The organism is Mucilaginibacter sp. Mucisp86, from assembly GCF_047324315.1.
In the GTDB taxonomy this organism is placed as follows: Bacteria; Bacteroidota; Bacteroidia; order Sphingobacteriales; family Sphingobacteriaceae; genus Mucilaginibacter.
In genome coordinates this window covers 468915-494982 of the sequence record NZ_CP168503.1, presented here as the reverse complement: position 1 = coordinate 494982, position 26068 = coordinate 468915, and the positions used below count along the sequence as shown (strand labels likewise).

General features: G+C 41.9%; 20 protein-coding genes. 9 read left to right on the top strand and 11 right to left on the bottom strand.

The genetic code is table 11. From position 1 onward, the window contains the following. Positions 1-332: 332 nt before the first annotated feature. The 4 genes from ACEN9X_RS02100 to spt form a co-directional block, all read right to left on the bottom strand. A complete protein-coding gene (locus tag ACEN9X_RS02100; RefSeq protein WP_413668830.1) occupies positions 333-1655 on the bottom strand; it encodes an inositol-3-phosphate synthase in 1323 nt (440 codons plus the stop codon). Between the two features lie 33 nt (positions 1656-1688). Then, on the bottom strand, positions 1689-2675 hold the full coding sequence (locus ACEN9X_RS02095) for an NAD-dependent epimerase/dehydratase family protein (protein ID WP_413668829.1): 987 nt from the start codon (positions 2673-2675) through the stop codon (positions 1689-1691). Then, positions 2672-3790 (bottom strand): hypothetical protein, encoded by a 1119-nt coding sequence (locus ACEN9X_RS02090; protein ID WP_413668828.1) that lies wholly within the window; start codon positions 3788-3790, stop codon positions 2672-2674. The genes ACEN9X_RS02095 and ACEN9X_RS02090 overlap by 4 nt, the downstream gene beginning before the upstream one ends. A 105-nt stretch (positions 3791-3895) precedes the next feature. Further along, the gene (gene spt / locus ACEN9X_RS02085; protein WP_413668827.1) at positions 3896-5104 is read right to left on the bottom strand and encodes a serine palmitoyltransferase; all 1209 of its coding nucleotides are present in this window, start codon (positions 5102-5104) and stop codon (positions 3896-3898) included. A gap of 373 nt (positions 5105-5477) precedes the next feature. Here spt and ACEN9X_RS02080 point away from each other — a divergent pair, with 373 nt between their 5' ends. From ACEN9X_RS02080 to ACEN9X_RS02065, 4 genes are all read left to right on the top strand, one after another. Further along, complete coding sequence (locus ACEN9X_RS02080; protein WP_413668826.1) at positions 5478-6830, top strand: TolC family protein; 1353 nt, start codon at positions 5478-5480, stop codon at positions 6828-6830. Between the two features lie 53 nt (positions 6831-6883). Then, positions 6884-8059 carry an efflux RND transporter periplasmic adaptor subunit gene (locus ACEN9X_RS02075; protein WP_413668825.1) on the top strand — a complete coding sequence of 392 codons (1176 nt, stop codon included), beginning with the start codon at positions 6884-6886 and terminating at the stop codon, positions 8057-8059. Between the two features lie 72 nt (positions 8060-8131). After that, complete coding sequence (locus ACEN9X_RS02070) at positions 8132-11308, top strand: efflux RND transporter permease subunit (protein ID WP_413668824.1); 3177 nt, start codon at positions 8132-8134, stop codon at positions 11306-11308. A gap of 401 nt (positions 11309-11709) precedes the next feature. Next, complete coding sequence (locus ACEN9X_RS02065; protein ID WP_413668823.1) at positions 11710-12282, top strand: hypothetical protein; 573 nt, start codon at positions 11710-11712, stop codon at positions 12280-12282. A gap of 264 nt (positions 12283-12546) precedes the next feature. Here ACEN9X_RS02065 and ACEN9X_RS02060 read toward each other — a convergent pair whose 3' ends face one another. Next, positions 12547-13740 (bottom strand): pyridoxal phosphate-dependent aminotransferase, encoded by a 1194-nt coding sequence (locus ACEN9X_RS02060; protein WP_413668822.1) that lies wholly within the window; start codon positions 13738-13740, stop codon positions 12547-12549. A gap of 92 nt (positions 13741-13832) precedes the next feature. Between ACEN9X_RS02060 and ACEN9X_RS02055 the strand changes: the two genes are divergently transcribed. The 4 genes from ACEN9X_RS02055 to ACEN9X_RS02040 are packed head-to-tail and all read left to right on the top strand — an operon-like array spanning position 13833 to position 17118. Further along, positions 13833-14807: a cation diffusion facilitator family transporter gene (locus ACEN9X_RS02055; RefSeq protein WP_413668821.1), complete on the top strand. Its 975-nt coding sequence runs from the start codon at positions 13833-13835 to the stop codon at positions 14805-14807. Beyond that, complete coding sequence (locus ACEN9X_RS02050; RefSeq protein WP_413668820.1) at positions 14807-15247, top strand: NUDIX domain-containing protein; 441 nt, start codon at positions 14807-14809, stop codon at positions 15245-15247. Before ACEN9X_RS02055 ends, ACEN9X_RS02050 begins: the two co-directional genes overlap by 1 nt. Further along, complete coding sequence (gene bioA / locus ACEN9X_RS02045; RefSeq protein ID WP_413668819.1) at positions 15244-16509, top strand: adenosylmethionine--8-amino-7-oxononanoate transaminase; 1266 nt, start codon at positions 15244-15246, stop codon at positions 16507-16509. The genes ACEN9X_RS02050 and bioA overlap by 4 nt, the downstream gene beginning before the upstream one ends. A 3-nt stretch (positions 16510-16512) precedes the next feature. Next, positions 16513-17118: a hypothetical protein gene (locus tag ACEN9X_RS02040; RefSeq protein WP_413668818.1), complete on the top strand. Its 606-nt coding sequence runs from the start codon at positions 16513-16515 to the stop codon at positions 17116-17118. Between the two features lie 156 nt (positions 17119-17274). On the opposite strand, the gene ACEN9X_RS02035 is transcribed toward ACEN9X_RS02040, so the two are convergent. From ACEN9X_RS02035 to ACEN9X_RS02010, 6 genes are all read right to left on the bottom strand, one after another. Further along, positions 17275-17484, bottom strand: a complete 210-nt coding sequence (locus ACEN9X_RS02035) for a hypothetical protein (protein ID WP_413668817.1) — start codon at positions 17482-17484, stop codon at positions 17275-17277. 34 nt (positions 17485-17518) lie between these two features. Then, a complete protein-coding gene (locus ACEN9X_RS02030; RefSeq protein ID WP_413668816.1) occupies positions 17519-19396 on the bottom strand; it encodes an LTA synthase family protein in 1878 nt (625 codons plus the stop codon). Positions 19397-19467: 71 nt separating this feature from the next. After that, on the bottom strand, positions 19468-20112 hold the full coding sequence (locus ACEN9X_RS02025; protein ID WP_413318087.1) for a hypothetical protein: 645 nt from the start codon (positions 20110-20112) through the stop codon (positions 19468-19470). Positions 20113-20191: 79 nt separating this feature from the next. Further along, the gene (locus ACEN9X_RS02020; RefSeq protein ID WP_413668815.1) at positions 20192-22294 is read right to left on the bottom strand and encodes a ComEC/Rec2 family competence protein; all 2103 of its coding nucleotides are present in this window, start codon (positions 22292-22294) and stop codon (positions 20192-20194) included. A gap of 93 nt (positions 22295-22387) precedes the next feature. Then, positions 22388-22723, bottom strand: a complete 336-nt coding sequence (locus tag ACEN9X_RS02015; RefSeq protein ID WP_114940357.1) for a MerR family transcriptional regulator — start codon at positions 22721-22723, stop codon at positions 22388-22390. A 159-nt stretch (positions 22724-22882) separates the two neighbouring features. After that, positions 22883-23083 (bottom strand): hypothetical protein, encoded by a 201-nt coding sequence (locus tag ACEN9X_RS02010; protein ID WP_413668814.1) that lies wholly within the window; start codon positions 23081-23083, stop codon positions 22883-22885. A gap of 137 nt (positions 23084-23220) precedes the next feature. Between ACEN9X_RS02010 and alaS the strand changes: the two genes are divergently transcribed. Next, on the top strand, positions 23221-25908 hold the full coding sequence (gene alaS / locus ACEN9X_RS02005; RefSeq protein WP_413668813.1) for an alanine--tRNA ligase: 2688 nt from the start codon (positions 23221-23223) through the stop codon (positions 25906-25908). The last annotated feature ends 160 nt before the right edge of the window (positions 25909-26068 follow it).

Sequence of the window (26068 nt, the reverse complement as noted above, 5' to 3'; positions counted from 1 at the left end):
CTGTTTATACTATCATATTACTATAACTATAAGTGAATCCAAACAACGGCTTTCAACCGCGGTTAGTATCCCTGTTGTTGGCTGCTTACTACATTGATAATTACGTAATGTGCTGATATTTAGATGTTATTTTCTGTTTTTTGCCTTTAGAAATGAAGTCTTTTGGGCTAACAAATAACATTATTTAACAAATAAACATTAGTGCCGATAGGATTATTGCTTTAAAATAATGTTACCTCGTCATGATTTTTTTACTTCACAAAAACAAAACAGCCGTGAAGCAGGGGTTCAACTGCTTACGGCTGTTTTGACGGTATTTAGTAATTTAACGATTATTCAGTAGCGAACATATCGTCATAGTAGTCCAAACCTAAGTGGGTGATCAGGTCTTCGCCCATCAGGTAACGAAGGGTATTCTCCAATTTGATCAGTTGTTTGAAGATATCGTTTTCTGCGTGTAAGCCTGGTGCAGTTTGAGGCGATTTCAGGTAGAATGATAACCATTCCTGGATACCGCTCATGCCGGCACGTTTAGCAAGGTCGCAGAAGATAGCTAAGTCAAGCGCGATAGGGGCGGCAAGGATCGAATCGCGGCAAAGGAAGTTGATCTTGATCTGCATTTTGTAACCCAACCAACCAAAAATGTCGATGTTATCCCAGCTCTCTTTGTTGTCGCCATGCGGAGGGTAGTAGTTGATACGGATCTTGTGGTAAATGTTTCCATACAGCTCCTGGTTATCTTCAGGTTTGAAGATATCTTCCAACACACCCAGTTTTGATACTTCTTTAGTTTTGAAGTTATCCGGATCATCAAGTACCCAGCCATCGCGGTTACCCAAAATGTTAGTTGAGAACCAGCCGTGTACACCTAATGAACGTGCTGCCAGGCCTGGGGCCAATACAGTTTTCATTAAAGTTTGACCGGTTTTGAAATCTTTACCTGCAATTGGAGTTTTGGTCAGTTTAGCCAGCTCGATCAATGCAGGGATATCAACTGTTAAGTTAGGAGCGCCGTTAGCAAAAGGAACGCCTAATTTTAAAGCTGCATAAGCATAGATCATACTTGGGGCGATCAGCTTATCATCATTTTTCAAACCTTCTTCAAAAGCAGCTAATGACTGGTGTACAGCCGATGCTTCATAATAGATCTCGGTTGAACCGCACCATACCAAAACAACCCTGTCAAGACCGTTAGTCTCTTTAAAGTTTTTGATATCTTCCATAACCTGTTCAGCAAGCTCAAGCCTGGTTCCGGTTTTAACGTGGGTACCATCAAGGTTCTTAGCGTAGTTTTTATCAAACGCAGCTTTCATTGGTTTTATAGCTTCCAATTCAGCTTTAACTGCTTGTAAAAGAGATGGTTCAAGTACCTGCGCATTTGATGCAGATTCAAATACGTTATCTTCATAAACGTCCCAGCCACCAAAAACTAAATCGTTTAAGTTAGCGAGCGGAACAAACTCATTAATTTTAGGATTACGGTTTTCGGTCCTTTTTCCTAAACGTATGTGGCCCATTTGAGTAAGGGAGCCAATTGGCTGCGAGATGCCTTTTTTAACGGCTTCAACGCCGGCAATCAGGGTAGTTGCCACGGCGCCTAACCCTGGGATCAGGATACCAAGCTTACCATTGGCAGGTGTAATGTTGATTTTCATTTATGTAACTATTATTTATTTAAAATTAACTGGCTAAAGCCATTTGTTGGCTTTATACCATTTTAGCGTTTCGGCCATACCGTTTTGCAGATTGTATAAAGGATAGAAACCCAGGTCGGATTTAGCTGCTTCAATATCACAATTCCAGTTAATGGCGGTCAGTTCATTAAGCTTTTCTATATTTAGTACCGCAGCCTTGTTGCTCAAAGAACTTACTTTTTCGGCCACAGCTGCAATGATTTTTACAAAATTTACAGGCAGATGAAACTTTATCGTTTTTAGTTTAAGCACATCTTTGGTAATGTTGCCTAACTCATAACGGTCATAAAAATTCCCATCGCTCAGATTAAATGTCTTGTTATTACCACCATACAAAGCCTTGATACTTGCCTTGGCCAAATCTTTAACATATATAAAGCTCAGCTTTTGCGGAGTATTGCCAATGTAGGGCTCAATGCCTTTTACTACCTGTTTAAAAAATATAAATATGCCTGTATCCCGTGGTCCGTAAACCGCGGTGGGCCTTAGTATAGTATAATTAAGGCCGGTTATTGTTTTTAATTTTTCTTCGGCAAGTAATTTACTCCGGCCGTAAGCTGTAACCGGGTGCGGAGTAGTTGCTTCGGTAATGGTACCGGTTAGTGAATTAAGCGGCCCAACTGATGCGAGGCTGCCAATAAGTACAAACTTTTTCAGATCGGGGCAGGATTCTTGAGCTGCCGATGCGAGGTTATAAGTGTACGTAGCGTTTATGCGGTTATATTCAGCTTCGGAGCGGGCGCTGGTTACGCCTGCAGCGTGTATAATGTAATCGGGTTTAATTTCTGCCAGTTGTTTACTTAATGTTTCCTTATTGTTAAATTCGGGGTAAATATATTGAATATCTAAATCGTTTAAGTGACTTATTTTACTACTTTTTCTGACGGCTATAAAAACCTCCAGATTGTTTTGTAAAGCCTCTTCAATTAAATGATATCCAACAAATCCGCTTCCGCCGGTTATTAAAACCCGTTCCCTCATATCGCCTTTTGATATAACCTGTATTTTTTATATGGATCGCCTTTAATGGCTTCAATGGCACGGTTCATCATGTCGTTGTTTTCCAGTGTCCAGCCGGCTTCGGCATGCTTATAGCCCTTGGCCTTATATTCCCTTATGATAGTGCCGTATAAGCAGGCTTCGATGCCCATTTTGCGATAATCTTCAATAACCCCTAATGCATAAATGCGGATACCTGTGATGCTCTTTTTACCGAACAATAATTTGAAAATACCTGTAGGCAGTAAACGGCCGCGTTTTATTTTTTTGAAGATGTCGTTGTAATCGGGCAGGGCCAGGCCAAATGCAACTATTTTACCGCGCTGTTCGGCAACAATGGCAAAGTCAGGGTCAAGGATCAGTTTAAGATCTTTGGCCAGGTAATCATATTCTTCGTTGGTGAGTGGCACAAAGCCGGTATTTTTATCCCAGGCCGAGTTATAAACGTAGCGAAGCTTAGCGGCCTCTTCCTTGAAATTTTTAAGGTTGATTTTGCGGATAATGATATCGTTGCGTTTTAACCGGTCTTCAAGCGCATTTAATAACCTTACTGATTTGTCATCATAGGCTTGCCCTTCCCAATGCCATCCAATCAGGTCAACATCTTTTTTAAAGCCAAAATGTTCAACCAGGCCGGCATAATACGCAAAATTATAAGTGTTCATCAGAAATGGTGAACTGTCAAAACCTTCAATCAGCAAACCGCAAGGCTCATTGGTTGAAAAGTTGGTAGGGCCTAATAATTTGCCGGTTACGCCTTTTTCTTTAAGCCATTTGGTAACGGTTTCAAAAAGCAGGTCAGATATCGTTGTGTCGTTAATGCAATCAAAAAAACCAAAAAAGCCATCGTTAACATGGCTATATTCATTATGGCCGTTGTTAAGGATGGCTGCTATACGGCCAACTATTTTATCGCCAGCATAAGCTAAAAACGGTTGTACCGTATTATGTTTATGAAAAGGATGTTTGGTTAACAGGTCCCTTTGGGCAATAAACAGTTCGGGAACATAGTAAGGATCGTCCTTATACAGGTCATGCGGAAAATCAATAAATGAAGCCAGTTCTTTTTTTGATTTAACCGTTACAATTGTAATCATGTGTGGTAAATGATTGAATAAAGCAAATTGGCATGCTTTAAAATAATAATGTGCATTTAGCTTACCTTAAAATAAAAGCAGCTAAATGCACAACAGAGTTCTTCATTATATTTTTTCTTTAACAGAAGCGGCTACACCAACTTCTTTAAAGGCTTTTGACAGTTTTTCAACAGCTTCGTCAATTTGCTCAAAGGTATGGGTGGCCATTAATGAGAAACGAAGCAGCGACGAATCGGAAGGAACGGCAGGGGATACAACCGGGTTAACAAATACACCGGATGCTTGCAGGTGTTTGGTAACCGCGAAAGTTTTTTCGTTATCACGAACGTAGATCGGCAAAATAGGGCTTTCGGTAGGGCCAAGGTCAAAACCTTCTTCCAGTAAAAGCTTCATGGCATAATTGGTATTATCCCATAATTTCTCGATACGTTCAGGTTCCGACTCAATGATATCCAATGCGGCAATTACGCTGGCTACAGAGCCCGGAGGCATACTTGCGCTAAACATCAATGAACGTGCACGGTGTTTGATATAATCAATAGTGTCCTGGTCGCTGGCAATGAAACCACCTAATGATGCTAATGATTTACTGAAGGTACCCATGATCAGGTCAACCTCGTTGGTCAAATTAAAGTGTGAGGCTGTACCTGCACCTTTATCACCAATTACGCCAAGGCTGTGCGCATCATCAACCATGATGTTAGCGCCATAAGTATCGGCAAGCTCAACAATTTTAGGCAACTTAACGATATCACCTTCCATGCTGAAAATACCGTCAACGGCAATAATCTTCACGGCATCTTCAGGAAGTATGCTTAATTTGCGCTCCAAATCGGCCATGTCATTATGGGCATACTTGATCACTTTTGAAAACGACAGGCGGCTGCCGTCAATGATACAGGCATGATCATACTCATCAAGTATGATATAGTCATTCCTGCCGGTAACGCATGAAAGTACACCAAGGTTTACCTGGTAACCTGTACTGAATAAAACAGTGGCTTCTTTGCCTACATAGCTGGCCAGCCTGTTTTCAAGCTCAATGTGGATATCAAGTGTACCGTTCAAAAAACGTGAACCGGCACAACCTGTACCATATTTGTCAATTGCTTTTTTTGAAGCTTCTTTGATTTTTGGATGATTGGTAAGGCCTAAGTATGAGTTAGAACCAAACATTAATACCCGCTTGTTGTCAATAATTACCTCAGTGTCTTGTGCAGACTCAATAGGCCTGAAATAAGGATATAACCCCCGTTCCCGCAGCATATTTGCCACTTGAAACTGAGCGATTTTCCCATGTAGTTTTTTAACCATGTATATTAACTCTGCTTAAATTTTGTGTAAAAATACCATGAATAAGCATATAACTTATACGGTGTGTGTAAATTTTTTTAAAATAATGCCTATTAACGTATTAATACTACTTAAGAAGCACACAAATTCTTACACGGCAAATTAATTAATTTTTTTGTTTATATCGAGCCTATTATTTTCATTTTTTTGTCAAAAGCCCAAAAAGCCCGCACTATCCCGCGTTTTTGTAAAATTTTACGTAAAATTCTTGTTCCGGATTTTAAAATCGTAATATTAATTACATATTCGCATTCCCCCGTATAAATCCTGCAGTAATTATAAAACTTTTCTTTATGATTTTTGCTTGATATACATTGTTATTTACAGCTACCGTATGAAAAAACACAAGTACTTTTTAGCACTTATTGTACTTAATTTAACATTTAGTTTACATAGCAATAGTTATGCCCAAAATGCTGCTGATAGCATCAGTGGCCCGGTTTCGCTAAAACAGGCTATTGATTTTGCGCTGCGTAACCAACCAGCAGTAAGGCAAGCTTCAATTGATGAGCAGATCAACGAGCGCGACATTAAACTAGGCCTGTCGGCCTGGCTGCCGCAGGTAAACGGATCGGGGCTTTATAACTATTATTATAAAGGCAGCCCGCAGGCAGGAGCATCAGGAGCTAATATCCCAAGCAATGCTGGTACCATCCGTAACCTTTCAACGCTGGGAGTTACGGCATCTCAGGTTTTATATAACAATGATGTGTTCCTGGCTTCGAGGGCCAAGAAATACTCACGTGAGTATTATAAGCAAAACACCTTAAGCAGCCAGATCGACGTAGTGAGTGATGTAAGTAAAGCCTTTTTTGATGTTTTACTTTCGGAAAAGCAGCTCGACATCACCAACGAAGATATCGTCAGGTTACAAAGAAGCCTGAAAGATGCCAAAAGCAGGTACACTGCCGGAGTATCTGATCCTACAGATTATAAGCAGGCCACCATCTCTTTAAATAATTCATTGGCTACCCGTAAACAAACGGAAGAGGCGATAAAAAGTAAAACTGCTTTGCTGAAGCAGATTATGGGCGTAAGCGCTGCTACTCAGCTAAGCCTTTCTTATGATTCAACCCGTTATGAACAGGAAGCCAGTATTGATACTTTGCAGGCGCTGAATGTAAATAACCGCATTGAATACCGTTTGCTGGAGACAACAAAGGCACTCAACAATCTCAATGTAAATTACTACCGTTTTGGTTTTTTGCCTTCGTTATCGGCAGTAGGCAGTTACCAGCATGCATACTTCAGTCATGATTTCGGTGATTTGTATAATAAATCTTTCCCCACAGGATATGTTGGCCTGACGCTGGCTGTGCCTATTTTCCAGGGGACAAAACGCCTGCAAAACCTTGCCAAAGCCAGGCTGCAGGTTGAGCGTACCGATCTGGATCTGATCAACACAAAAAATAGCATTTATACCGAGTATACCCAGGCATTGGCCGCATACAAAAGTAATTATACAAGTTACCAGCTTATCCGCGAAAATGTGAACCTTGCAAAGGATGTATATAAAGTTGTAAGCCTGCAATACCGCGAGGGGGTAAAAACCTATCTTGATGTAATTGTATCGCAGGCCGATCTGCGTACTGCCGAATTGAGCTATTACAATGCCTTGTTCAATTTGCTAAGCAGTAAAATTGATCTGGAGAAAGCTTTGGGTATCCTGCCTGTTCAGCAACCATAAAATATCGTAATAAAAACAAAAACTACAGCAACAAACGAACAACCTATTTCTACATGAAACATACATACATATATTGGTTAGCCCCTGCAGTACTTTTAACATGGGCATCATGCGGTAAACCTCAAAAGGGCGGGCCGGCGGCCATGCCCCCAACACCTGTATATCTTGCCGAGGCTAAAACAGCTGAAGCGGTATATTATGATAAATACCAGGGGCTTGTAGTTTCGGTAAATACTGTCGAACTGCGCAGCCAGGTACCGGGTTTTGTTACCGGGATCTTTTTTAAAGAAGGCGATGTTGTACAAAAAGGCAAAGTATTGTATGAAATAGATAAACGCAAATACCAGGCAGCTTTTGATCAGGCCAAAGCCAATGTATTAAGCGCCGAAGCCAATCTGGTTAAAGCGCAAAAAGACATTGACAGGTATAATATGCTGTTGAAAAGCGATGCTATTGCCCGCCAAACGGTAGATCAGGCACAGGCTGCTTATGAAACTAATAAAAGCCAGGTTGCTGTAGCCAAAGCTGCGCTTGAATCTGCCCGTACCGATTTGTCATATGCCACTATTACTGCACCTTTTACCGGGCGCATAGGTATATCACAGGTAAGGCTCGGAACACAGGTTGTAGCAGGTACTACATTAATGAACACCATATCTGCTGAGCACCCTATAGGTGTCGATGTAGTGATCAACGAGCAGGATATCAACCGCTTTTATGGTCTGCAAAAGTCAAGTACCGATAGCACCTTTAAACTGGTACTGCCCGATGGTAGCAAATATAACAAGACAGGTAAAGTGCTGGCAATTGACAGGGGGGTAAGCAACCAAACCGGTAGTATTAAAGTGCGGATCCAGTTCCCGAATGAGGATGATGTGCTAAAGGATGGCATGAGCTGCGTTTTGCAGGTGCTGAACAACCAGTCGGGCGAGCGGGTACAAATTCCATATAAAGCAGTAACTGAGCAAATGGGTGAGTTTTTTGTATTTGCCACCAGGGATACTGTGGTTAAAGATACTGCCGCTGATAAAACTGTTAAAGACAGGCGCGATACGATTGCAAAACAGGTGAAAGTGAAATTAGGACCGCGTATCAACAGCGATGTAGTGGTGATGGATGGTATAAAACAAGGAGATAAAGTGATTACCGACGGTTTTCAGCGTTTGCGCGATGGCGGCAGGGTAACTACCGGAACAGCCGCGCCGGCCGGAGCAGCACCTAAGAAATAATTTATATCAACAGGAAAATTTTAAGCCGAAGAAGGGGCACATCTACCCCGGAAAACTTAATATAAAGAAAGAATGATCGCAGATACTTTTATAAAACGACCGGTTACCGCCATTGTAATATCCTTAGTGATATTAATAGTGGGGATCCTGTCAATCTCCAGCCTCCCGATTGGCCAGTACCCCGATATTACCCCGCCAACCGTATCTGTTAGCGGCAACTACGTTGGGGCCGACGCGCTAACGGTTGAGCAAACCGTAGCCACGCCGGTTGAGGTGCAGGTAAACGGTGTACCGGGCATGACCTACCTGCAAAGTAACAGTAGCAGCAACGGGCAAATGAGCATGACCGTTAACTTTGACGTTGGCACTGATATCAATATCGCGGCGCTCGACGTGCAGAACCGTGTGGGTATCGCCCTGCCAACATTACCGCAGGAAGTACAGCGTTTGGGTATGGTGGTACGTAAACGTAACCCGAGCATTTTGATGCTGGTAGCTATGTTTAGTCCCAAGGGCACCCATGATGTTACTTTTACTGATAACTATACCAACGTATTTATAAAAGACGCTATTTTGCGTACCAAAGGCGTGGGCGACGTTGTTACACGTGCCGATGATTTTAGTATGCGTATTTGGCTTAACCCGGATAAACTTGCTGCTTTAGGCATGAGTGCTGCCGATGTAACCAGCGCTCTGCAGGAGCAAAACGCGCAGGTTGCCGCCGGCACGGTAGGCGCTACACCGCAATTAAAGGGACAAACATTTGAATATTCGGTAATTGTAAAAGGTCGTTTAGAAAAGCCGGAAGAGTTTGGTAACGTGGTTGTTAAAACCCAGCCTAACAATGGTGGCGTAGTGCACCTTAAAGATGTTGCCCGGATTGATCTGGGAAAATTCAACTACTCCGGTAATTCATTTGTTGATGGTAAACGTGCTTCATATCTGCTGGTATACCAGGCCCCGAACAGTAACTCGCTTGAAACTGCCGATAATGTTTATGCCACCATGGAGGAGCTTAAAAAGAGCTTTCCTAAAGATATAGACTATGTTGTACCTTTTGAAGCTATAACCGTGGTAAAGGTATCAGTAAGCGAGGTGATTGATACATTGGTTATTGCCCTGGCTTTGGTTATTTTGGTAGTATTCCTGTTTTTACAAAGCTGGCGTACCACCCTTATTCCAGTACTGGCTATTCCGGTATCTATTATTGGTACGTTCATCTTCTTTATTCCGCTCAATTTTACCATTAATACGTTAACACTGTTTGGTTTCGTACTCGCCATCGGTATTGTGGTGGATGACGCTATTGTGGTGGTGGAAGCTGTGCAGCATTACATGGATGAAGAGGGCATGACGCCTAAAGAAGCCACCCAGCACGCTATGGCCGATATTTCAGCACCGGTAATAGCTATTGCGCTGATCCTTGCGGCGGTGTTTGTGCCGGTAGGCTTTGTGCCGGGTATAGTAGGGCGATTGTATCAACAATTTGCGATCACCATCGCCATATCTGTATTGATTTCGGCTTTTGTGGCGCTGTCATTAACGCCTGCATTGTGTACGCTATTATTGAAACCGCATAAGATAGATGAAAACTCGGGCGGCTTAAATAAGTTCTTCTTTAAATTCAATACCTGGTTTACCCGCGTAACCGGTAAATACAGGAACACAGTTGATAAAAGTATTAAGAACTCGAAGTATGTGATCATTTTACTGGTGTGTATCATTATAGGTGCGATACTTTTATTTAGAAGCAAGCCATCGGGCTTTATTCCGCTGGAAGATGATGGCCGTGTGTATATCACTTTTGATTTACCCGAGGCATCGTCAACAGGTCGTACCGTTGATGTGTTACATAATATGATGAGGACACTTGATAGCGTACCCGAGATAGCTCACTACGCGGCATTGGGTGGTTTGAATGCTATCAGCTTCGCAAGCAAATCAAACAGTGCAACCATATTTGTGCAGCTTAAACCTTGGGATGAACGTAAGGAGAAATCGCAGCAGATAACAGCCCTCGTTGCAAGGTTAAACCAAAAGCTCGGTAAGTATAAGGAGGCTAACGTGGTGGTAATTCAACCACCGGCAATCCCGGGTTTAGGTAGTACAGGTGGTTTCTCGTTTATATTGGAAGAGAAACAAGCCGGAGGCGATATCAAGGTATTTGAGAAAACGCTCCGAACCTTCCTTGGCGCAATCAACCAGCGTAAAGAGATAGCAAGGGCCTTCTCGTTCTTTACCGCCAGTACACCAGCTTACCAGTTAACTATCGACAGGGAAAAATCTAAAAAGCTCGGCGTGGCCATATCTGATGTGAACAACGCGCTGCAAACTTATTTGGGCAGTACCTATATCAATGACTTTACCATTTATGGCCGTAACTTCAGGGTAGTGGCCCAGGCCGATACAAGCTATCGTACCAACGTACAAAACATAGGGCAGTATTTTGTGCGTAATTCATCAGGGGCCATGGTGCCGTTGAGTACACTTACATCCTATAAGGTAATTGAGAACTCGCCATTGATATCGCACTATAACCTGTTCCGTTCGGCCGAGATTAACGGTAGTACCAAGCCGGGATATAGTAGTGGTGACGCCATTACCGCTTTGAAAGAAACAGCTGCACAGGTACTGCCGCAAGGTTACGGTTACGAGTTTTCGGGCCTGAGCCGTGAGGAATTATTATCCGGTTCAAAAACGGTATACATCTTTGCATTGTCAATAGGTTTCGTATTCCTGTTCCTGGCCGCTTTGTACGAAAGCTGGTCGGTACCGTTCTCTGTGCTATTATCGGTACCGTTGGGCGCTTTTGGCGCCATCTTATTCCTGTCATTTTTTGATGGCTTGACCAATAACGTTTATGCCCAGATCGGTTTGATAACGTTGATAGGTTTGGCAGCCAAAAACGCCATCCTGATTGTGGAGTTTGCCAAAGAACGTGTGGATGCAGGTATGGAACTGGAGAAGGCTACACTTGAGGCAGTACGTTTACGTTTAAGGCCGATCATCATGACATCGATGGCTTTTATATTAGGTGTAGTGCCACTGATGATAGCATCGGGCGCTGGTGCTGAAGCACGTAAAACCATAGGCTGGACGGTGTTTGGAGGGATGCTTACCGCTACGTCGTTAGCTATATTTATAGTACCGGTTTTGTTTTACCTGATCACCAAAATGGCCTACGGTAAAGAAAAACTGGCTGAGCTTGAAAAAAATTATGACCCTAAAAAGCATGGGCCGGAGGCATAATCATATTGTTTGAATTTTGTAAAAAGAGGAGCGTAAGCACCTCTTTTTTTGTTTTACATCGGTTTTGGTACGCTCGTATACTTCGTAATTCAACTGTTTACGGCGTCGAAATTTCATGTTTGTATACACTTTTGAGGTATAAGCAGGGCAGTTTTTAACGGATTTCTAATAATGTGCCCCGATAAATTCGCGGTGTTTATGGAGGTTTTTATTCCTTAAAACAGTGCTGATTTTCAATTATTAAGTCACTGAGGATTGGATTAATCGCATTTGTTTTAGTAGTTAAAACAATATCTGCAATGGTCAATGATGCCAATACTGGCAAAGTATTTGTTAAGTAGGGGTTAATACAATGAAAAATTAAAAATGAACATTGTAGAATTTGACTAAAAAACACAACTATGAAAACAATGACTAGAATGATAGCTTCGGCGTTTACTGCGGCAGCTATCTTTATCGGAACAAATGTAAAAGCTCAAACTACACCCGCTAACGCGCTTCGTTTTGGAATTGGTTTAGAAGCAGGTATTCCTACTGGCAATGCACATGACATTTCAAATTTTGAATTAGGCGGTACTGCACGTTTGCAATACGGCGTAAATAACAATGTAGCCCTTACCTTGACTTCTGGTTATTACAACTTTTTTGGTAAAACCTATAGTTCAAGTTTTTCTGATGCAACATCAACAACCACAGTAACTGTTAAAGGCAGATCATTAGGTATGATCCCTGTAAAAGCCGGTATCAAAGCGTTTGTTGGTGATGGATTTTATTTTTCAGGTGAGGCAGGTGCCGGATTTGAAGTTCACCCACCGGTAGCAGGGGGGGAGAAAGACACTAAACTTATCCTTTCTCCGGGTTTGGGCTATGCAACTAAATCATGGGATATTGGTGTACGTTATGAAAACTTTTCGGGCCAAAGCAATAACTATGGTTTAGTAGGCGTACGTTTAGCGTATGGCTTTGGGTTGTAAGCTAATAGGACCATGATTTTTAGGATTTCAGGATTGCCCTGATTATAAAAAATCAGAAGTATCTTGAACGCTAATAAATTACACCAAAAAATCCTCTTGCCAACGGTAAGGGGATTTTTTTATTTCTGAATCGGGATTTAGGAGATTTACCGGATTTGTTGTCTGAACTCGAATTAAACGAATAAAAGAATTTTTTGAATTGCTTAGCATTCTGTTAATTCTTTAATTCTATAAATTCGGGTTCAGACAAATTCCCGGTTCAGATTACGCCAGTTTACCCAGTGCTTCTTTTAATCTTCTCATGGCTTCAATCAGTTTATCTTCAGCAGCGGCGTATGATAAGCGGATAGAAGACGGATCGCCGAATGAATCACCGCCTACAGTGGCAACGTGGCCTTCTTCAAGCAGGTATAAGCTTAAATCGTCTGAATCATTGATCACACGACCTTCATAGCTTTTACCGAAGAACGAAGTTACGTTAGGGAAAAAGTAGAATGCACCGTCGGGCAGGTTTACTTTAATACCATCAATCTCGCTCAATAATTTGTAAACGATATCGCGGCGTTTTTTAAATGCAGCACGCATTTCAAGTACGCTTTCCAAACCACCTTCATAAGCGGCAACACCTGCACGCTGGGTGATAGAACAGGTACCTGAAGTTACCTGGCCCTGCATTTTATCAAAAGCAGCGGCAAGCTCTTTGGTGCTGGCAGTGTAACCAATCCTCCAACCGGTCATAGCAAAAGCTTTAGACCAACCGTTGATGATCACCACGCGATCTTTGATATAATCAAATTGTGCGATAGATTCATGCTTGTCAACAAAGTTGATATGCTCGTAAATCTCGTCGCTCAGGATATAAACCTGTGGATATTTTTCAAATACTTTAGCTAAACCTTCAAGCTCATCTTTGCTGTAAACGCTTCCTGTAGGATTGCAAGGTGATGAAAACATGAACAATTTAGTTTGCGGAGTAATTGCGGCCTCCAACTGTTCAGGGGTAATTTTAAAGTTAGTATCAACAGTAGTGTTGATGAAAACGCTTTTTCCTTCGGCAAGCTTAACCACTTCGCTATATGAAACCCAGTAAGGAGTAGGGATGATCACCTCTTCGCCGGGGTTAACCAAACACAATACCGCGTTAGCGATAGCCTGTTTGGCACCTGTTGAAACAACTATGTCGGTAGCATCATAATCAAGATTGTTCTCGTTCTTCAGCTTTGTAACAACGGCTTTACGAAGGTCAGGGTAGCCTGCTACAGGTGTGTAGTAGGTGAAATTCTTGTCCATGGCCTGCTTGGCAGCTTCCTTGATGTGTTCAGGGGTATGAAAATCAGGTTCGCCAAAGCTAAGGCTGATCACGTCGACACCTTTAGCGGCAAGTTCACGGCCCAGTTTGGCCATTTTAATTGTTGCAGATTCGGATAGGTTTTGTATCCGGGTACTTAATGCGCTCATATAAATTGTGTTATCGCGGCAAATATAGAAAATAACTTTACTGCTACTTACGGTTGTTATTTTTTAAATTTGCGGCCTAATACCACCTTGCTTTGAATCAACAAAAAAGGATCATCTTAATTTCGCTGATAACGGGGATAGTGCTGATGCTGGCGAAATTTGGCGCCTACTTTTTAACAGCTTCCAATTTTGTATTAACCGATGCTGCCGAAAGCATCGTAAACGTAATAGCAAGTTCATTTGCTTTTTACAGCATCTACCTGTCGGCCCTTCCGCGTGACGAAAACCACCCTTACGGACACGGTAAGGTGGAGTTCTTTTCTGTTTTTATTGAAGGATCGCTGATTGGTATCGCCGGGTGTATCATTATTGTAAAATCAGTTTATAGCCTGTTCTTTCCTAATATCATCCATGATTTATTTACCGGTGCTATTATAATAGGTATTACCGGTGCTATTAATGGTGCCCTGGGCTATTACATGATCCGTAAAGGCAAAGAGCTTCGTTCTATAACACTTGATGCCGACGGCCGCCATTTACTGGCCGATACAGTTACAAGTGGTGGCCTGGTGGTTGGTTTATTATTGATTGAATTTACAAGAATTTTATGGTTGGATAGCGTGCTCTCCATATTGGTGGGCCTATATATAGTTTACAGCAGTTATAAATTGGTGCGTAAATCGGTAGGGGGATTAATGGATGAGGCCGATTTTCAGGTGGTGACCGATATTATACACGTTTTAAGCGAAAAACGTCGTGAGGCCTGGATTGATGTGCATAACCTTCGTGCGCAGAAATATGGGCATGAACTGCATATCGATTGCCATATGACCCTTCCAAGTTATTTTGACTTGAACACTGTACACACCGAAATATCAATGGTTGATAAGATGATCAACAAGGATATGGGTATTAAAACAGAGCTTTTTATTCATGCCGATCCTTGTTTGCCTGATTGCTGCCACTACTGTAGCATGCCCAATTGCCCTATCCGGTCGGAAGCACAAACCGAAACCATAGCCTGGACATTGGAAAAGGTTGTACGTAATAAAAAACACTTTGAATAATGGAATATTTTAATGTAAGGGTTTACGGCCTGCTGCTGAATGATGATGATGAAGTGCTGATAAGCGACGAACAGGAATATGGTATACGCTTTTCAAAATTTCCGGGTGGTGGCCTTGAACTGGGTGAAGGCCTGATTGATGGCCTTAAACGTGAGTTTATGGAAGAGTGTAACCTGGAAGTTGAGGTGGTGAGTCATTTTTATACTACCGATTTTGCGGTAAAATCGGCCTTTAATAATTCGCAGGTTATCAGTGTGTATTATATGGTGAAAAGCCTTACACCGGTTAATTTAAATATCAAAACTGTAGCTTTTGATTTTGATGGGGAAGGAGAAGTGCTGCAGGCTTTTAGATGGGTACCGCTTACCGCGTTAAGCACTGCCGATTTTGAATTTCCGACAGATAAACGTGTGGTTGAACTTTTGCAAAACGAACTATGAACCTTACCGAAAGGGATTTACAGGTAATATGGCATCCTTATACCCAAATGAAAACCGCGCAGCCACCGATAGGTATTGTGCGCGGGGAAGGGGCGCTGCTATTTGACGAAGAAGGCAAACAATACATTGACGCGGTATCATCATGGTGGGTAAATATCCACGGGCATGCTCATCCCTACATTGCGAAGAAGGTATCAGAGCAGCTTCATAAACTGGAGCACGTGATATTTGCCGGTTTTACCCACGAGGGGGCCGTTGAACTGGCCGAACGCCTGCTGGCAATTTTGCCACCAAATCAAAAGAAAGCTTTTTACTCAGATAATGGTTCAACCGCTGTTGAAGTAGCCATAAAAATGTGCCTGCAATACTGGCTTAATAAAGGCGATCAGCGTACTAAGATCATCGCTTTTAATAACGCTTACCATGGCGATACCTTTGGTGCAATGGCGGTAAGCGGCAGAAGCGCATTTACCAAAGCTTTTGATAGCTTATTATTTGAGGTGGAGTTCATCGATATACCCAACAAGGAAAATATCGAAAGTCTCAAATCTCAGATCTCAGCTCTCAAATCTCAAACCGCCTGCTTTATTTTTGAGCCACTGGTGCAGGGTTCAGCAGGCATGATCATGTATGAGGCTGAATATTTAAATGAGCTGATGACTCATTGCCGTGAGGAAGAGGTGATGCTGATTGCTGACGAGGTGTTTACGGGTTTCGGGCGTACAGGTAAACCTTTCGCTACAAATCATGTGGATATAGAGCCGGATATCATGTGTTTCTCAAAAGGGCTTACCGGCGGTACCATGGCTTTAGGCTTAACTACCTGTACACAGCAAATTTATGACGCCTTTTTATCCGACGATAAATTGAAGACTCTTTTCCACGGGCATTCATTTACGGCTAACCCGATAGCTTGTGCTTCGGCGCTGGCCAGTCTTGATCTGTTTCAACAGCCCGAAACAACGGAGAACATTGCCAGGATCAAAGCTGCCCATACGGCTTTTGCTGATAAGATCCGCAATCACCCTAAAATAAAAACTGTAAGGCAAACGGGCACGATAGTAGCTATGGAATGGGAAACGGGTGATAATACATCTTATTTCAGCTCGTTGAGGGATAAGTTGTACCATTATTTTTTAGCCGCGGGGATCATATTGCGCCCCTTAGGGAACGTTATTTATATTTTACCGCCATATTGCATTACTAATGAGCAACTCAATTATGTTTACGGCAAAATTGAGCAAGCTCTTGAAGAATTATAAATTATGCTGAACAAAATACTACCTACTATAATAGCCGATAATGAACTGCACTCACGCTGGTTAAATACATTGTCATTGATGGAAAATACCGGCGCGCGCAAAATTTCAGCAAGCGAAGACCCGCTTACCGTTACTTACATCATATTGAAGCACGCTGCAGAAGAGCACCGTCATGCCTTCTACCTCAAAAAACAATTGGAAAAAACTGGTGTAACGCTGCCAACTTATGCAGCTGAATACCTGTTGGCTCCTGGCTCAAGCAAATACTACTTAAACCAGCTGGATGTTGATGTTTGCCGTTATTTAAAAACAGAACTGAACCTGAAAGGTGCAGAGTTGCGGTTTGCAGCCTACCTGCTGGTTACTTATGCCATTGAAGTCCGTGCTGATGAACTTTACCCTATTTATCAGGATGCCCTTGATGAGGCAGGCAGTAAAGTAAACGTAAAATCGATTATTTTAGAAGAAGAAGGCCACCTGGAAGAGATGATTAACCAATTGCAGCATTTCTCGCCGCAATGGGAACTGCACGCTCAAAAAGCGGTTGAATTTGAAACCAAGCTGTTTAATCAATGGGTTGAGCAGTTGGGTAGGGAAATCGACCGTTGATTTTTTTGATTACGTTGATTTCGCTGATTTTTTGGAAATGACTTTGTAGAGACGCATTGTATGCGTCTTTTTTGTTAATCGTAAATGTTTTTTCGATGACCCAAATCTATCATAGCGCAAGTCTTGTGCGGTTGATTGTGGGCTGAGGACTTGTGATTATTTGTTATTTCGATTACTATCAATAATTCTGAATACCTCCTCTGCCGTTATGGATGATTCATTGGTGGCTTTTGCCTCATCATATAACCGGATATCTTCCAATTCGTCCAGCTTCGTCATGAGTTTTTCATAGTCGGCTATGGGTATAATTACAAACAGCCTTTTACCGGTATTGTCTGTGATATATTGATAGTTTACAGTAGTCATATTTTTAAATATACTGAAATCTCCTAATTACCACTCAATACCCCATATACTCCGTAAACACCTGCTGCAAATAAGCCTTACCATAGGTAAGTGCAGCTTCGGTGTTTTTTTCATCGGCATTTGGCTTGCTGTTGTAGATCATAGTACGGCCGGAGTTATCATATGATACAGCCTGTCCCGGTTGCATAAAACCGAAACCGTTATCCCAATCAAAAAAAGCAAAGTCTTTAGTGGCGGGGTTTAATAAATCTTTCGACCATTTAAACTGGTTGTGCGGCATGTCCAATTGCGACAGCAGCGTCGCTGCAAGATCAGTTTGCCCGCCAAGTTTACTGATCTTTTTGCCGCGGTATTCTGGTTTGATCACTTCTCCAAAAAACAACAATGGAATGTGGTATTTGGCCGGATCGTAAGCTTCAGCGGTATTACGGGGTAGGCGGTGACCGTGATCGGCTACTAAAATAAACAGCGTGTTTTTATACCAGCTTTGCTTTTTAGCATGTTCAAAATAGGCGTTGAGACATGAATCAGTGAAATAGGCCGTGCTCCTGAATTTGTTAGCGGGGTCACCGGTGGCGTCATCGGCAAAGTGGTGCTTTACCGGTAACGTAAATGGCTCATGATTGCTTGATGTTTGCACATAATTGAAGAAAGGCTGCTTCTGCCTGGCCGAATATTGCAAATTTTGGGTAAGCAGGTCATCATCATAAACGCCCCATTGTGTTTTTACATGACTATTGTCAAAGCTGGCTTCATCAACAATATGATCGATATTATGCGAAGTCATGAACTTATCAAAGTTCATGTAATTACTTTTACCGCCATAAAAATAGGCCGTTTCATAGCCTGCGTCTTTAAACGATGTCGATATAGCCGGAAGTTTTTTATGTTTAACGGTATCGCTGATAATGGTACGGATAGCCTGCGACGGGAAGCCGCTCATGAGGGCCACAATACCTTTATCGGTACGATCGCCGGCGGCATAAATGTTATTAAAGAACAGGCCGTTATTAATGAATTTTTCAAAGTTTGGAGCCACGCCTTTATCCCCGCCTAATGATTCGATCAGGTCGGCAGTATAGCTTTCCATTTGGATAATTACCACATTGGGACGGCTGGTGGTAAGGATTTGTTCTGTTGAATTGTTTTTAACGTTGTATAATTCTTCAACAGTTTTTGCAGCTTCATCCGGACGGTCATACAAATAAGGGTTATAAAGCGGTCGCAAATTTTCAAATACGTTATTAAACAGGTTCCATTCGGTATTGAGGGCACTTTGGTTCAGAATCTGTTTTTCGGAAAAATAAGCAGAGTTCTGGCTTACCGGCTTAGCTTGCAAACCGCCCCGCATCAGCACAAAATTCACAAATAGCAATAATGTAGTAAGCGAAACTTTGAGGCTTGGCCGGGCATAAGGCTTTTTAAATTGGTAGTTGATAATAAAATGTGACAATATGCCACCTGTTGCCAATAATGCAAGTCCAATAAAAATACATTTACCAACAGGCGATGAACCACTTGATGCTATGGCTTCTGAAGGAGCGTGATAAAATGAAGTAAATACCCGGAAGCTAACTTTTGTGCCCCACTCGCGGAAAATATTGAAGTTGAGTACGGTGTTTAAAGAGATGCAAAAAAGACAGAACCAAACATATGATTTGAGCCAGATGGGCTTTATTTGGACGCTGGGAATAAACCAGTTAATGGCAAATACAAGAATTGGAATGATACAGATATAGGCAGTTGCCGAAATATCAAGCCTTAAACCCCAGAAAAAAGTTTGCAGGATTTCGCCAATTTTGGCGCCGTTTAGCTTGTGCAGAAAATAGATCTCAAACGTAGCCCTCGTGATAGCGAAGAAGACGAGCCAAAAGACGAAAAATCTGAAAAAGCTAAAAAGGTTCCTTAACATTGGGGTAACAAAAATAGTATTTTGCTACAATGTTAAGGAACCTTTAATGAATTGTTAATGAAATATTTTGATTACCTGCCGCCACTCATAGCTTTCAGGTCATCCAGGGTAATCTTTTCAAAATCAGCGGGGATACCAAATGTGCCTGCCGGATTTTTTTGCTCAGTTATGCTTTTAACGGTAACCTCAGTGCTTTGGCCTTGTGAAAATGAGGTGTATTGTACCGGGAAGCCACCAACACTACGGTAGTATTTAGCAATAGCAGTTACAGGTACAGTAACATCGTTAGTTACCCAGATATCATAAGTTTTGTTAGCTTTTGCATCTGTAGCTACTACTTTTTTGCAGTTAAAGCCCGAAATTACTTTGGTTTCGGTGCCCGGAGCAAAAGTAAGGGTAGGCAACGACGCCATGGCCTGGTCAACCTCATCAGGAGTTGCAACTGCTGCTTTTTTGATAGATGCAACAGGTACATCAACCATTACAACCAATGATTTACCATCAGCATCAGTTAATATTTTAATAGTAGCCGGGCCGGTAGTAAATTGCATAGCGGCAGAATCGGCACGGAAATAACTTTTAGCTTCAACCTGTTGTCCCTGCATAGCAGTTGAGATAGTTACCACACCCTCTTTGTAAGCTTTTTGAGCATTTGCGCTGATAGCTGTTGCGGTAAGGGCAAGGCCTAAGGCAACGTTGAAAATTTTAATGTTCATGTTTTGAGTTTGATTTAATACAAAATTGACTTTTATTAATTAAAAGACAAATTTTAAGGTATGTAGTTTAATATGTTTTTCAATTAGATGCTGCCACGAACGATTTGTTACGTTTTAAAACCACATAATTTGTATGCAGGGCATGGGCCTGATCCACAATAAGCTGTACGGTTTTAGGGGTGTTTGTGGCATCAATAATTATGGTATGATATTCGTGATTTTTATTAACAATAGCAAGCTGAATTTTAGGATTGCCGGTAATATACAGATAATCAGTTTTTCGTTTTTTCAGGGATATGGTATCCGTATAATCCTTGTTTACGATAATTATAGACTGGGTTCGGAATTGGATAAAATTATCCTGTTTTCGCAAAAAGCCCGATTGGATATCCTGATTGGGTTGATATAAAGCAACGTCACTTATTTTACAGCTATCAAGATATGGCCGGATCGAATAATTGTAGTTTTTATCGGTATCAGCCAGATTACTTAATACAATAGCATGATTACCATTTTTAAATACTATCCCGGTGTTTTTACGCAGGTTTAAAAAGGCTATGCTGTTGGTGTTGTATGATCTATATTGTTTTATGCTGATGCTTACTGCTAACAAAAGTGTGAGTGCAATCGACGTTCGTAACAGCCAGGTTTTTCTATCGTACAAAAAGTAAAACGCACATATAATAATGGCATAAAGCAGCAGATATTCGGTTGCGGTAAGCCATATTTTATTAATGCTTGCAAAGGGTAAATGCTCAACCCAGGCCAGCACATAGTTCATCAACAGGATCGACTTTTCAAGGATCCAGGCAAGAGCAGTGGATATATAGGGAATTTGTGGTAGCAAAAGATAAAAAATCCCGCTGTACATGATAACAGCAGTAGGAATAACGATAAACAGGTTACTAAATAGGAAATAAACAGGGAACTGGTGAAAATAAAAAGCGCTCAGTGGAAAGGTAATAACCTGTGCAGCTATCGATACTGAACATAAGGCCCAGAGTTTGTCAACCCATTTATTGTTAATCGTAAACCATGTATAAACCACAGGCTGTAAAACAACAAGCCCCGCAACAGCAAGATATGACAGTTGAAAGCCAACATCGGTTATCAGCAACGGATTATATAACAATAGTATAAACGCCGATACTGCCAGGATATTTAAATTGTTGATATACCTACTGTACGTTTTGCCAACGATAACTGTGCTGATCATCACTGCTGCTCTGCAAACGGCTGGTGAAAATCCGGTAAGCATAGCATAATACCAAATGACAGGAATGATGATGATAGCTTTAATAAGCCGGCCATGTTTGACCCTGTTCAGGAAGCCCAGCATAAATGTCAGTAAAGCCCAAATGATAGCCACGTGTGCGCCCGAAACAGATAAAACATGTATAGTGCCCGTTTTTGAATAAGCCTGCAGCACATCTTCGCTTAAATCGGCTTTGTAGCCTAATATAAGGGTAGAGGCTACTGCAATAGCGTTTGGATCATGTAGTTGCTGTTTTAGTTTCTGAATCATTTGCCGCCTTAATGCCAATGCGTTAGCTATGAAAAGGTTGCCTGTATTTGATTGTACCAGACGATATTGCCCGGGATATAAAAACTCCTGATAGTAAATATTTTGATGTGCCAGGTACTTTTTATAGTTAAACTCGGCAGGGTTAAAAGGCGGATCAATGGGGGAGTACTTACCGGGAATCAATAGTTCATCGCCATAGTTTAATTGCATTGCGGCACTGTCTTTTATAGTGATCATCAATGTGCCTGTTGCCGCAACCGGCTGTTTTTGATTAATGTTTGCAATTACGCTGGCGGTAAAACGGATTAACCCATTTTTAAGCTGGGGCTCGTTATTAATGCGCACAAGCTGTGTTTGTGCAGGGAGTTTGGAGAAATGGATGGGATTATTGAGTTCGTTATTGTTGATAGCAGCTATCCAGCCGGCAAGCAACAGCAACAAGTGAATGATTATTCCGCCTAACCATTGCTTTTTGTAAACTTTAAAGCGGGCATAATAAAAATTGAGCAGGAGGAACAGGAATAGCAGGCTTGTAAACCCAACAGCTAATGGCATTAAATACATGCCCGAACTGAAGCTAAGACCAATGCTTATACCTAATAAAAACGGAAGTAGTAAAATAACAACCGGGACCTCGCCCTTATGATTAGCGATCATATCTTAATTCCGGAATTGTTATTGCAGGTGACAGCATGGTTTATAGGTTAACCAAATTGGTTATAAAAATAAAGATAGTTTTTATGTGGAAAATTACAACTGGTCGCGCACCTCGAGCAGGAATTTTTTGAGGTTTTCGAGCGAATCGATAACGCGCTGGTTATCCTTGGTATCACCCATATTGTTTTTAAGGTGCTCTTTGGCGCCGTTCAGGGTGTAGCCTTTATCGCGGATTAGGTGGAAGATGATCTTGAAATTTTCAATATCCTCGGGGGTAAAATAGCGGTTGCCCTTTTTGTTTTTCTTGGGCTGCAGTACATCGAACTCCTTTTCGTAAAAACGTATAAGCGATTGATTTACATCAAACATGGCCGATACCTCGCCCATGGTGTAGTACATCTTGCTTATTTCACGTTCTTTATAAGGCATAATACAAATGTATCTATTTGATTTCGGAATTGGGAATTTCGAAATCGGAATTTTGTATTAGCCTCTAACTTCTGCAGGTTTTGCTGTCGCCCGGCACCAGCCGGGTGTCAGCTATTTCACGGCCTCTGGCCGATGTCAAGAAACCGGCGTGCTAATGTTTTATTTGGTTTCGCTCCAGGGCAGGGAAGAGGCTTTGCCTGCTAAAAAATCGGCTTTGCGGCTGGCAAGGTCTTTAGCTTGCTGTTCAAGCACGGCGTCGCTTTCGTTATCAATACGGTAGTTATAATCCAAGCTGTCAAGAAATGCAAGGAGTACTCTTTTCTCCTGTTCGTTTTGAATATCTACTCTTAAAGTTTCCATGCACAAATTTAAAGCAAATAAGGTGAATTGCATTAATTGTATCGACGAACGAGGGTTAAATCGACTTTAATTAATAAATAAATCCGAAATCGAAAATCCGATATCCGAAATAATTGAAAATCCTATCTTTGCTCCCTATGACTGCTACTGAAATACGACAGGCTTTTCTTGATTTTTTTGTTTCAAAGGGACACACTATCGTTCCTTCGGCACCAATTGTGATTAAAAACGATCCAACCCTGATGTTCACCAACGCGGGGATGAACCAGTTTAAAGATATATTTTTAGGCGAGGCGGCGCCCAAAGCCGCGCGCGTGGCGGATACTCAGCGTTGTTTACGTGTATCCGGCAAGCATAACGATCTGGAAGAGGTGGGTATCGATACCTATCACCACACCATGTTTGAAATGCTGGGCAACTGGAGCTTTGGCGACTACTTTAAAAAAGAGGCCATAGCCTGGAGCTGGGAACTGCTTACCGAAGTGTATAAGCTGCCCAAAGACCGCCTGTACGTTACCTATTTTGAAGGCGACGAAAAAGAGGGCCTTGAAGCCGATACCGAAACCTACGAACTATGGAAACAGTATGTAGCTGAAGACCACATCCTTCGCGGCAACAAAAAAGACAACTTTTGGGAAATGGGTGAAACCGGCCCATGCGGTCCTTGCTCGGAAATTCACTTCGACAGCCGCCCGGATACTGAGCGTGGCGAAGTGAGCGGAGCCATATTGGTAAATGCCGATCATGACCAGGTTATTGAGATCTGGAATGACGTATTTATGCAGTTTAACCGCCTTAAAGGTGGCGTATTGCAACCACTCCCTAATAAACATGTTGATACCGGGATGGGCTTTGAGCGCCTGGTACGTGTGTTACAGGGTAAAACATCCAACTATGATACCGATATTTTTCAACCAATGATCCAATTCATTGCCGAAAAATCGGGCAAAAAATATAACAGTGCCGCCAAGCCTGGCGATGCCGATTGGAACGATGCCGTAGCTATGCGCGTATTGGCCGATCATATCCGCGCCATCAGTTTTGCTATTTCTGATGGACAGTTGCCTGCAAGTAATAAGGCTGGTTATGTGATCCGTAGAATTTTGCGTAGGGCGATACGTTACAGCTATCAAACTTTAGGTTTTAAAGAGCCTTTCTTTAATCAGCTCGTACCGTTATTAGCTGAGCAATTCAAGGGAGTATTCAACAATCTTTTTGAACAAAAAGACTTTGTTCAAAAGGTTATTTTGGAGGAGGAGATTTCTTTCTTAAGAACACTTGATAAAGGATTGCAAAGAATATTACAACACGTAGATGATTTAGGTTTTGTTTACCGTGGCATAGGTGATGTAGAAAAAATTAACAAAGACTTTGTTCGTCAAATTGATGGAAAGCACGCTTTTGAACTATTAGATACTTATGGCTTTCCTATAGATTTGACTGAGCTAATTGCTCGTGAAAATGGATTAAGTGTAGATATGGTTGGGTTTGAAAAGTATCTCCAACAACAAAAAGAACGTTCCCGCGCTGCAACCGCCATTGATACCGGCGATTGGATCGTACTAAAAGATGATGAATCAGTAGAGTTTACCGGTTACGATGAAACTGAAACTATAGCCCACATTGTAAAATACCGTAAAGTAACTGCTAAAGGTAAAGAGCAATACCAGCTGGTGTTGGATAAAACACCTTTTTATGCCGAGAGCGGCGGGCAGGTAGGGGATAAGGGTGAACTGGTTTTCCCTGATGGTGAGATCATCCTGGTTACGGATACAAAAAAGGAGAACGGACTGATAGTTCACTTTACAGATAAGTTGCCACAAGATATTGACGACGCCTTAACTGCCATTGTTGATCCGGCTTTACGCAGCCAGACTAACAGCAACCACTCGGCCACGCACTTGCTGCATGCTGCTATGAAACAGGTGTTGGGCACGCACGTAAACCAAAAAGGTTCGTTGGTTAATGCAGATTACCTGAGGTTCGATTTTTCGCATTTTGCTAAAGTTACCGATGAGGAGCTGGCGCAGATAGAGGCTATCGTAAACCAAAAAGTACGCGAAAATATTCCGCTTAAAGAAGAACGCAGCGTATTATATGCCGAAGCCATTACCAGTGGTGTAACCGCCCTGTTTGGTGAAAAATATGGCGAGTATGTACGAGTGATCACTTTTGATGATAACTTCAGTAAGGAGCTTTGCGGTGGTACGCACGTGAAAGCTACCGGGCAAATCGGTTTTTTTAAAATTATTGCTGAAAGTGCAGTTGCTGCCGGTGTTCGCCGTATTGAGGCCATTACCGGTGTTGCTGCCGAAAAATACATCGTTACCCAAAACGCCTTGGTTAATCAGTTAAAAGAGCTACTTAAAAATCCAAAAGACCTGTCAAAAAGCATTGAAGGTTTACTGGACGAAAATGCCAAACTGAAAAAAGAGATCGAAAAATCGATCCTCGAAAAATCATCGGGCTTAAAAACCGAGCTGGCTGAAAAAGCAGAAGCTATTGGCGACATCAATTTCATAGCTCAAAAAGTAGCCCTGCCTAATGCTGATGCAGTTAAAAACCTGGCTTACCAGCTAAAGGATATAGTTTCAAACCTGTTCCTGGTGCTGGTTGCTGATTTTGATGGTAAGCCAAGTATTACCGTAATGATTGCCGAAAACCTGGTGAAGGAAAAAGGCCTGCATGCCGGCAATATCATTAAAGAACTTGCCAAAGAGGTTAAAGGCGGTGGCGGCGGTCAGCCGTTTTTTGCTACCGCAGGCGGCAGCGATGTTAGTGGGTTGGATAATGTGCTGGTAAAGGCAAAGACCTTTATAAAATAACTCTCAATTCATACCTTGATAAAGACTTACGAAGTTTTTAAAACTTCGTAAGTCTGAAAGGCAACATCAGACTCTACAACTATACCTGTAAAAGCAAGGTGTAGAAGATTTCTCCTCACCTCAGCGCACAAACCCACCTCTGGCTCGTCGAAATGACATT